Raw genomic sequence first — 8,622 nt, forward strand, 5'->3', positions numbered from 1 at the left:
GAGCTTAAATCGTGCCTGGTTTAAAAATTACGCTGTTGCAACAACCTTTAGTCTGGATGGACGGTCCGGCCAATTTGCGCCATTTCGACCGCCAGCTTGAAGATATCACCGGGCGTGATGTGATAGTCCTGCCGGAAATGTTCACCACCGGTTTTGCGATGGAAGCGGCGAAGCAGTCGATGCCGCAAGAAGACGTTGTGGCGTGGATGCAGGCCAAAGCGCTCCAGACGAACGCGCTGGTCGCGGGCAGTGCCGCGCTGCAAACAGAGCGCGGCCCGGTTAACCGTTTCCTGCTGGTCGAGCCGGAAGGGGCTGTTCATTTCTATGATAAGCGCCATCTGTTCCGCATGGCCGATGAACATCACCATTACGAAGCCGGTAACGAGCGCGTGGTGTTTGAGTGGCGCGGCTGGCGTATTTTACCGCTGGTCTGTTACGACCTGCGCTTCCCGGTCTGGTCGCGCAATCGCGATGATTACGATCTGGCGCTGTATGTCGCCAACTGGCCTGCGCCGCGTTCGCTGCACTGGCAATCGCTATTGGTGGCACGCGCTATTGAAAACCTGGCGTATGTCGCGGGCTGCAACCGTGTGGGTACCGATGGCAACGGGCATCATTATCGTGGCGACAGCCGGGTCATTAACCCGCAGGGCGAGGTTATCGCCACCGCCGAGCCGCATCAGGCTATCCGCATTGATGCCGAGTTGTCGATGGCCGCATTAAAAGAGTACCGCGAGAAGTTTCCCGCCTGGCAGGACGCCGATCCGTTTACGCTTGGGTGATATGACGTTCCCCTTTACCCGTTCACGTGTCCGAAGTTGACATGTCGCCATGAACATAAGGTGAACGGAATGACCATCAGAGCCGCATTTTCCCCTCACCCTAACCCTCTCCCCAAAGAGGAGAGGGGACCGTTCGTGCTCGCATTTATGTGGGGATTCCTCTGCCCCGGGGGGAGGGAGAAAACCGGTCGTAGCCCGGATCAGGCGCCTGCGCCGCCATCCGGGAATAACCCCCGCTGGCGCTGACGCTTACCGGGGCTTCAAGATAATTTCCCCTCTTTCTGGGAAACAGTGAATTACATTAACGCTCTCACCGCTTCACTGTATGCCCGCAACGCGTGGGCCACGTCCTGCTGCTGCACGCTCTCGGCCGGATGATGGCTGATCCCTCTGTCACAACGCACAAATAACATGGCCGATGGCCAGCGTTCCGCAATTGCGATGGCATCATGCCCGGCACCGCTTGGCAGCAACAGCACGCGCCCCTGCACCGCCTCAACGGCACCAGCCAGCACATTACGCAGATGCGTATCACAAGGTGTTGCCGCAATGGAGTAAAAAATATCGTAGCTAAAACCAACGCTACGTTCCTGCCCAATGCGCACGGCCTCATCCAGCAGGGCGTTTAACAGCGTCTCCCGCAGATCATCGTTCGGGCTGCGGATATCCAGCGTCAACGTCACCGCCCCCGGAATCACGTTCACCGCACCGGGCTCACACTGCAGCGTACCGACCGTTGCCACCAGCTCCGGGCCAGACTCCCGCGTTTTTTGTTCAACAAACCCGATCCACTGGGCGGCGGCGGTCAATGCATCGTGACGATGGCTCATCGGCACGGTGCCCGCATGCCCCGCTTCCCCGCTAAACCGACAGGTCAACCTGCGCGCACCGTTGATCGCGGTGACCACGCCGAGCGGCAGATCTTCTTGCTCAAGTACCGGCCCCTGCTCGATGTGCAGCTCCAGATACGCGGAAAAATCCTCACGGGCACGTTCCGCCGTGGCGATACGTGTAGGCTCCAGACCGGCATTGACCATCGCCTGCGCCACGCTTATCCCCTGCGCATCTTCGCAATCCAGCCAGCCCTGCGGCCAGGTGCCGGTCAGCCCCCGGCTTCCTAACAGCGTGATGTTAAAGCGCGTGCCCTCTTCATCAGCAAACCCGACGATCTCAATGGCCTGTGAACCACGCAAACCCTGACGGTGCAGCCAGTCCACCACTTCGATGGCAGTCAGCACACCGAGCATGCCGTCGTAGCGTCCGGCGTCACGAACGGTGTCCAGGTGCGACCCAAGCAACACCGCCTGTGCACCGTCGCTTGCCGCTTCGTAGCGTCCGCAAATATTGCCTACCGCATCCTGCCAGGTGAGCATTCCCGCATCCTGCATCCACTGCGCCACCTGCGCGTTCGCCCGCAGATGTTCGCAAGAGAGGTAAACCCGGGTGAGTTGACCCGGCGTTTCACTGATCTCTGCCAGCGCATCGCAACGCGTCATTACCCGGTGCGCAGCGAGGTCAGCCTCATCGGCAGTCATCATCATGCCACCCCTTCGTAGACTTCCCAGGCGGCCTGCATTCCCGCGCCCTGTACAGTGCGCAGGCCCAGACGGTTAAGCACCGCTTCCAGAGCAGTGAGGGTTTGCAGCACACAATCTTTGCGCGCGTTATACCCCATAGTGCCAATACGCCAGATTTTTCCCTGTAGCGGACCAAACGAGGTGCCGATTTCAATATGGAAGTCATCCAGCAGGCGCTTGCGCACCTCTTCACCATGCACAACCGATGGGATCATCACCCCGAGTACGTTATTCATCTTGTGATGAATATCGCCAAACACCTCCAGCCCCATTCCCTGAATCCCCGCCAGCATGGCGCGACCATGTAATTCGTGGCGGGCAATCAGCGCGTCCATCCCCTCTTCCAGCATGATGCGTGCGCACTCACGGGCGGCGAACAGCATGCTGGTGGCTTCGGTATGGTGGTTCAGGCGTTCCGGCCCCCAGTAGTCCATCACCATGCCGAGATCGAAATAGTTGGAGTAGATCATCTCGTCATCGCCGTCCTGATGCGTATCGGTACGGATCCCCTGCTCCACGCATTTGCGTGCACGAATGGCCTCTTCCATTTGTGGGCTCAGAGTGATGGGCGAACTGCCCGACGGACCGCCCAGGCATTTCTGCAAACCCGCGGAGACCGCATCCAGCCCCCAGGCATCGGTCTCCAGCGCGTTACCGCCGAGCGATGCGGTGGCATCGGTATAAAACAAGACGCCATGACGGCGACAGATCTCACCCAGATTTTCCAGCGGCTGCAGCATCGTGGTAGAGGTATCGCCCTGCACCGTCAGTAACAGACGAGGCTTAACACGCTTGATGGCATCTTCAATCTGATCGGGCGTAAAAACGTCACCCCAGGGCACCTCAATGGTGTGTACTTCCGCACGGCAGCGACGGGCGATTTCACATAACAGATGCCCGAAACGGCCAAAGACCGGTACCAGCACCTTGTCGCCTGGGCGGATCGCAGAGACGAGGATCGCTTCGATCCCGGCGCGCGAGGTGCCATCTACCAGCATGGTCCAGCGGTTTTGCGTGCGGAATACCTCGCGGTAGAGGGCCATTACCTCATTCATATAGCCGGTCATAACCGGGTCATACTGCCCCACCAGTTGGCTCGCCATGGCACGTAAAACGCGCGGGTCGGCGTTGATAGGTCCCGGCCCCATCAGTAAACGGTGGGGTGGGTTAATTTGTGCAGAGTGCTGAGAGTCGAACATGGACACATCCTTTGGTATACAAAAGTGATCGTCATGAAACAAAAGATTCTTAGTGATACTTTCTGCAACTAATGTGCCACAGAGAAAATGAAGACACCAGCCTGCTATTGCGCTGATTTCGTCCTTTTTCAGCGCGGATTAACGTTATCCGACTGCACCATAACGATCCCCTGAACGGGTGCAAAAGCACCAGTATGGTGCGTCATCGCTGCTCCAGTTCGTCGAGTTCTGTATACAGCGATGCGATGTTATGGATACGCTGACGTCCCTCGGTCAGGGCGCTGTGCAGTAACGCATTTGCCAGTAAATTCACCAGACTCATGGCACTGCTGTAGCTGTCGAACGCCGATACGCTGTCGAGCGGCAGGCCGAAGTGCCAGCGGGCAAGCGTGGTAATGCCCGCCGCCTGCGGTTCGCTGATGGCAACGGTCGGCACGCCCTGTTTGTGCAGCGCTTCGAGTACAGGGCGGATGACCCGTGGACGACGGCGAAAAGCGACCACCACCACCACATCCTGCGGGGTGATATCCACTAACTCTTCTGCCAGTGTCTGCCCCGGCTGAGGCATCAGACTGACCTGACCACGGATTTGCATCAGTTGCTGGCGCAGATGCAAGGCCACTGGCGCGCTGTTACGCAGGCCAAGAATAAAGACGCGCTGCGCTGCGCCCAATGCCTGTACCACATCGGCAAACTGCACGGCATCTAACGCATTCACCCACTGGGTCAGGTTCGCCATCTCCTGCTTGTAGTGTCGCGCCAGCAAGGTGTTGCCCTGTACGGCATCGCGGTTTTCCGTCAGCGGCATGCCGCTTTGGCGCAGCGTACGCACCTCATCGCGCATCTCTTTGAAACGATCATAGCCAAGCCGTTTAAACAGGCGGCTGACAGTGGCTTTTGACACGCCGCTCAGACGGGCCAGTTCGGCGCTGTTGTAGCTCATCAGGTCATCAAAATGATCCATGATAAATGAGGCAACTCGCTGTTCTTGCGGGGATAATTCGTTATAGCACTCACGTAAGCGCGTATCTAACTGCTGCATAGACCCTCCTGCAACTTTCGTTTCACATTAAGCTGACACAGTGAAACGCTTGTCGTCAATCTGGAACAGCTCTTGCTTAGCTCTCTGACTTACCCGAACAAAGAGAGCATGACGATGCAAAGTAATGTTGCCCCTTCCGGTATGGCGGTAACGCCCCACCACCTTGCCAGCGAATCGGCATTATCGGTGTTGCGCCACGGCGGTGATGCGATTGAGGCGATGATCGCCGCAGCCGCCACCATTGCGGTGGTCTATCCCCATATGAATGGCATCGGCGGCGATGGTTTCTGGCTGATAGTACCGCCCGAAGGCGCGCCCCTCGCCATTGACGCCAGCGGCGCCGCCGGGCAACTGGCGACACGTGATTTCTATCGCGGGCATAGCCATATTCCCCATCGTGGCCCGCTGGCAGCGCTCACGGTTCCCGGCACGCTGAGCGGCTGGGACGAGGCGCTGAACGTATCAGCGTCACTGGGCGGCGGGCAATTACCGCTCTCCCGCCTGCTGGCCGACGCCATCCGTTACGCCAGCGAAGGGATCCCGGTAACACAGTCGCAGGCCAGCGCCACGCAAAGTAAATACCCGGAACTGGTGGATGTGCCGGGCTTTAGCGAGACTTTTCTAATTCAGGGCGAAGTCCCACAGGCGGGCAGCCGTTTCTACCAGCCGCGCCTCGCCCGCACATTAACCCGCCTCGCCACCGACGGACTGGACAGTTTTTATCGCGGAGCGCTCGCCGATCAGATGGCGGCGGAAATGAAAGCGCTCGGCCTGCCACTGACCGCTCAGGATCTGGCGGCTCATCGTGCCCACCGCCGGGTACCACTTCGCCTGAGCCACAGCCAGGGCGACATCTTCAATATGACGCCGCCAACGCAAGGGCTGGTGTCGCTGGCCATCCTCGGCATTACCGACCATCTGGATATGGCGCAGGCCAGTGAAGTACAGACCATTCACCGCATCGTCGAAGCAACCAAACAGGCCTTTGGCCTGCGTGACCGCTACATCACCGATCCACGCCACGTCACGCTGCCGGTCCAAAGTCTGCTGGAGCAGGCACCACTGCAACGGCTGGCCGCCAGCATCGATGACAAGCGGGCCGCCCCCTGGGGCAAGGGCAAAGGACCGGGGGATACCGTCTGGATGGGTGTGATGGATAAAAACGGGCTGGCGGTGTCGTTTATTCAGAGCATTTATCACGAGTTCGGTAGCGGCGTGGTGCTGCCAGAAAGCGGCGTGCTGTTACAAAACCGGGGCGCGGCATTCAGTCTCGACCCGGATCATTTGCTGGCGCTGGTACCCGGTAAACAACCTTTCCACACCCTCAACCCGGCGGCGGCACGGCTGAAAGATGGCCGCACCATGGTCTACGGCACGATGGGGGGCGACGGGCAACCGCAAACGCAGGCCGCCATATTTACCCGCCACGTGATGCAAAACATGCCTTTGCAGGAAGCAGTATGCGCCCCCCGCTGGTTGCTGGGCCGCACCTGGGGGCAAACGTCCGATAGCCTGAAACTGGAAGGGCGATTCAGCGAAGCCACGTATCAGGCGCTGCGTGACCTGGGCCATGACGTTGAATGGTTACCTGGGCTGAGCGAAGCCACCGGGCACGCCGGGGCGATTGTGCGTCATCCCAACGGGATGCTCGAAGGGGCATTTGATCCACGCAGTAACGGCAGCGCGGCCGGTTTTTAAGGAGTCATTATGAGCGATAACAAATTCGACTGGCCGACATACATCCGGTTGATGGAACAACTCCTGGCGGTACCGCTGGACGATGAACGCCGGGCCGAACTCGAAGTTCAGCTCACCCGCATCGCGGCCATGGCGCAGCCGCTGATGGCTTTCCCACTGCCGCACCGCCAGGAAGGCGCAGGAGAATATCGGCTATGAGCTTATCCATTCGGGACATTCAGCAGGGACTGCGTAGCAAAACCTTTAGCGCGCGCGAACTGGCACAGCAATCACTGGCGTTGATTGAGCAGGCAAACCCCGGCATCAACGCCTTCACCGGCGTAACGGCGACGCGCATGCTCACCGAAGCCGCGCACATCGACGCCCGGCTTGCTGCGGGCGAAACCTTGCCAGCACTGGCAGGCGTACCCTATGCGGTGAAAAACCTGTTCGATGTGGAGGGGGTTACCACGCTGGCGGGGGCAAAGCTGTTCAGCACTCAGCCCCCCGCAACAAAAGATGCGTTCGCCATTCGCCAGCTTACGAATGCGGGTGCAACGCTGGCCGGCACGCTCAACATGGATGCCTATGCCTATGGCTTCACTACCGAAAACAGTCACTATGGTGCGACGCGTAACCCGCGAGACCTCACCCGGGTGGCGGGTGGTTCATCGGGCGGCTCAGCGGCGGCCGTTGCTGCCGGGATGGTCAATTTTGCGCTGGGCACCGACACCAACGGTTCTATTCGCGTTCCCGCCTCGCTGTGCGGCGTGCCGGGGCTAAAGCCCACCTTTGGACGCTTATCACGCAGCGGTAGCCATCCGTTTGTCGCCAGTCTGGATCACATCGGCCCGCTGGCACGTAACGTGGAGGATTTGGCCTGTGTCTATGACGCGCTCCAGGGACATGACGTGGAAGACAACTGGCAATCACCACACGAACCTGCCGCCACGCTGCCAACGTTATCCAGTACGGGGGCGCTACGCTGTGCCGTGCTGGAGGGCTATTTCACCACCTGGTGTAATGCTGATGCCCGCGCCGCCGTCAACGCGGTAGCACAAGCTCTGGGCGCTAACCAGACGCGGGTATTGCCGGAAGCGGAGCTGGCGCGTTCAGCCGCGTTTTTGCTTTCTGCGGCAGAGGGGGGTAACCATTATCTTCCTGCGCTACGAACGGATGCCGATACGTTTGAGCTTAACTCCCGCGAGCGCTTGCTGGCAGGCGCAATGACCCCCTCGGCCTGGTATACCCAGGCACAGCGTTTTCGCGCCTGGTTTCGCGATAAAACGCTACCGCTGTTTAACGATGTCGATCTGCTTCTGGCCCCGGCGACGCCGTGCAGCGCAACGCCAATTGGCGAGAACACCATGCGCATTAACCATACCGATTTACCGATCAAAGCCAGTATGGGGATGCTGACGCAGCCCATCTCGTTTTTAGGCCTGCCGGTGGTGACCGTGCCCGTAAAAACCGCCTCGGGATTACCAATTGGCGTACAGATTATTGCCGCCCCCTGGCAGGAGTCACGCTGCCTGCAGGCGGCGTGGAGACTGGAGCAGGCGGGCATTCTTTACCCACAGGAAGCATGATGAACAGAGATAATATCGACCGTCCGACTGTATTGAATGAGGTTACCGCTGCGTTTTATCGTTATGAGCAGGCGCTTATCAGTAATGATGTGGCAGTGCTGGATGAGCTTTTCTGGGCGGACCCGCGCACGGTGCGCTACGGCGCAACAGAGAATTTGTACGGCATTGAGGCGATCCGCGAGTTTCGTAATGCACGCCCCTCAGCGGGGCTGGACCGGTTGCTGCGTAATACCACGATCACCACCTACGGTGAGGATATGGCAGTCGCGAGCACGGAGTTTACGCGCGAGAACAGTGAACGGGTGGGCCGCCAGATGCAGACCTGGGTGAAGTTCCCCTATGGCTGGCGGATTGTGGCGGCGCATGTCAGTTTGATGGGGTAAAAGGGAAAGATGGGTGCGGCTGGATGCCCTGCCCCCTGTCCTCTTCCACAGGGAGAGGGAGAAAACCCCTCTCTGCTCGCATGGAAAACATTGCCCGGATAAAGTACCTGCGCCGCCATCCGGGAATTGTCCCCGGTGGCGCTGCGCTTACCGGGGATACAGGGTGCCCCCTCTCCCCGGGGGCTGAGGAATCCCCAGTAATCTTACATCTTACAGCGATAACGCCGCTTAATAAGAATAAAACAATGACAGCGATGACAGGGTCCGGCTGAAAATCGATGAGGCGTTGCGGCTGACCGGGGCCGCCCGCAGGGAAGCGGGCGGAGGGGATAGCCTGCAAGGACGCAGGCTGGTCCCCGACCCGAAAGTCAGA

8 protein-coding genes are annotated in these 8,622 nt (G+C 59.3%); 5 read left to right on the plus strand and 3 right to left on the minus strand.

What is annotated here, in order from left to right; all coding sequences use genetic code 11:
* Positions 1-11 precede the first annotated feature (11 nt).
* Entirely contained in the window at positions 12-782 is a 771-nt protein-coding gene (locus ABU190_RS16905) for an amidohydrolase (protein WP_041852636.1), read from the plus strand.
* Between the two features lie 296 nt (positions 783-1,078).
* Here ABU190_RS16905 and hpxK read toward each other — a convergent pair whose 3' ends face one another.
* From hpxK to ABU190_RS16920, 3 genes are all read right to left on the minus strand, one after another.
* Positions 1,079-2,323: an allantoate amidohydrolase gene (hpxK, locus tag ABU190_RS16910; RefSeq protein WP_354691909.1), complete on the minus strand. Its 1,245-nt coding sequence runs from the start codon at positions 2,321-2,323 to the stop codon at positions 1,079-1,081.
* A complete protein-coding gene (locus ABU190_RS16915) occupies positions 2,320-3,558 on the minus strand; it encodes an alanine--glyoxylate aminotransferase family protein (RefSeq protein WP_354691910.1) in 1,239 nt (412 codons plus the stop codon). Before ABU190_RS16915 ends, hpxK begins: the two co-directional genes overlap by 4 nt.
* 202 nt (positions 3,559-3,760) lie before the next feature.
* Positions 3,761-4,600, minus strand: a complete 840-nt coding sequence (locus ABU190_RS16920; RefSeq protein WP_041852639.1) for a MurR/RpiR family transcriptional regulator — start codon at positions 4,598-4,600, stop codon at positions 3,761-3,763.
* 114 nt (positions 4,601-4,714) lie between these two features.
* On the opposite strand from ABU190_RS16920, the gene ABU190_RS16925 reads away from it, so the two are divergent.
* Genes ABU190_RS16925 through hpxZ form a run of 4 tightly spaced genes read left to right on the plus strand, consistent with a single transcriptional unit; the run spans position 4,715 to position 8,249 of the window.
* On the plus strand, positions 4,715-6,298 hold the full coding sequence (locus ABU190_RS16925) for a gamma-glutamyltransferase family protein (RefSeq protein WP_354691918.1): 1,584 nt from the start codon (positions 4,715-4,717) through the stop codon (positions 6,296-6,298).
* A 9-nt stretch (positions 6,299-6,307) separates the two neighbouring features.
* Positions 6,308-6,496: an oxalurate catabolism protein HpxX gene (gene hpxX, locus ABU190_RS16930; RefSeq protein WP_041852640.1), complete on the plus strand. Its 189-nt coding sequence runs from the start codon at positions 6,308-6,310 to the stop codon at positions 6,494-6,496.
* The gene (locus ABU190_RS16935; RefSeq protein WP_354691911.1) at positions 6,493-7,866 is read left to right on the plus strand and encodes an AtzE family amidohydrolase; all 1,374 of its coding nucleotides are present in this window, start codon (positions 6,493-6,495) and stop codon (positions 7,864-7,866) included. The genes hpxX and ABU190_RS16935 overlap by 4 nt, the downstream gene beginning before the upstream one ends.
* Positions 7,863-8,249, plus strand: a complete 387-nt coding sequence (gene hpxZ, locus ABU190_RS16940) for an oxalurate catabolism protein HpxZ (protein WP_223878735.1) — start codon at positions 7,863-7,865, stop codon at positions 8,247-8,249. The genes ABU190_RS16935 and hpxZ overlap by 4 nt, the downstream gene beginning before the upstream one ends.
* The last annotated feature ends 373 nt before the right edge of the window (positions 8,250-8,622 follow it).

This window comes from Phytobacter sp. RSE-02 (assembly GCF_040578655.1).
In the GTDB taxonomy this organism is placed as follows: Bacteria; Pseudomonadota; Gammaproteobacteria; order Enterobacterales; family Enterobacteriaceae; genus Phytobacter; species Phytobacter diazotrophicus.

Excerpts from the sequence above, each read along its gene's own strand:
- ABU190_RS16925 (WP_354691918.1), top strand. The coding sequence starts at position 4,715 with ATGCAAAGTAATGTTGCCCCTTCCGGTATGGCGGTAACGCCCCACCAC.
- hpxZ (WP_223878735.1), top strand. The coding sequence starts at position 7,863 with ATGATGAACAGAGATAATATCGACCGTCCGACTGTATTGAATGAGGTT.
- hpxX (WP_041852640.1), top strand. The coding sequence starts at position 6,308 with ATGAGCGATAACAAATTCGACTGGCCGACATACATCCGGTTGATGGAA.
- ABU190_RS16920 (WP_041852639.1), bottom strand. The coding sequence starts at position 4,600 with ATGCAGCAGTTAGATACGCGCTTACGTGAGTGCTATAACGAATTATCC.
- ABU190_RS16915 (WP_354691910.1), bottom strand. The coding sequence starts at position 3,558 with ATGTTCGACTCTCAGCACTCTGCACAAATTAACCCACCCCACCGTTTA.
- hpxK (WP_354691909.1), bottom strand. The coding sequence starts at position 2,323 with ATGATGATGACTGCCGATGAGGCTGACCTCGCTGCGCACCGGGTAATG.
- ABU190_RS16935 (WP_354691911.1), top strand. The coding sequence starts at position 6,493 with ATGAGCTTATCCATTCGGGACATTCAGCAGGGACTGCGTAGCAAAACC.